Source organism: Roseateles sp. P5_E1 (genome assembly GCF_054049335.1).
Genome location: NZ_JBFUMN010000156.1, coordinates 1 through 853 on the forward strand (window position 1 = coordinate 1; position 853 = coordinate 853).

Consider the following 853-nt stretch of genomic DNA (forward strand, 5'->3'; position numbering starts at 1 on the left):
GGCCCAGCGCTGGGCGACCCTGGACGCGCCGCGGGCGATCCTGGGCGGCCGCTTCCAGAGCCGTCCGGGCATCTTCGCCTGGGACCGCATCGACCCGGCCTCGGCGCTGCTGGTGGAGCAGCTGCCGGCCGACCTGGCCGGCCGAGGCGCCGACCTGGGCGCCGGCTTTGGCTACCTGTCGGCTGAAGTGCTGGCGCGCTGCCCGGGCGTGACCGGGCTGGACCTGTTCGAGGCCGAAGGCCGCGCCCTGGCGCTGGCGCGCGAGAACCTGTGCGCGCTGAACAAGCCCGCGGCGCTGGCCTACCACTGGCAGGACGTCACCGCCGGCATCGAAGGCCAGTACGACTTCATCGTCACCAACCCGCCGTTCCACACTCCGTCGCGTGCCGACCGCCCCGACATCGGCCAGCGTTTCATCGCCGTGGCCGCGCAGGCGCTGCGCCCGGGTGGGCGGATGTGGCTGGTGGCCAACCGCCACCTGCCGTACGAGCAGATCCTCAACGACAGCTTCGGCCAGGTCCGCGTGGCCGCCGAACGTGACGGCTTCAAGCTGATCCAGGCGACCAAGGCCAAGGACACCGGCCGCACCCGCGAGCCGACCCGGGTCAAGGACAGCCCGCGCGGCCGCAACTGGGACCGTGCATGAAACTGGTCAAGCTTCTGGCCAACCTCGGCTATGGCAGCCGCAAGCAGGTGCAGGGGATGTTCCGCGCCGGCCTGGTCACCGATGCCGACGGCGAGGTGCTGTATGCCGATGACGTGATCGCGCACGAGGCGATCCGGGTCGAGGGCGAGCCGCTGGACCCCCCGCAGGGGCTGACCCTGATGCTGCACAAGCCGCGCGGTTACACCT

Annotated in this window: 1 protein-coding gene and 1 pseudogene; both read left to right on the plus strand. The window is 71.6% G+C overall.

What is annotated here, in order from left to right:
- Positions 1-646, plus strand: a 646-nt coding sequence (locus ACXJKJ_RS30300; RefSeq protein ID WP_457395098.1) for a class I SAM-dependent methyltransferase, incomplete at its 5' end; no start/stop codon positions are given.
- Positions 643-853, plus strand: a pseudogene (locus tag ACXJKJ_RS30305) (hypothetical protein); the annotation flags it as partial. The gene ACXJKJ_RS30300 and the pseudogene ACXJKJ_RS30305, both read left to right, overlap by 4 nt.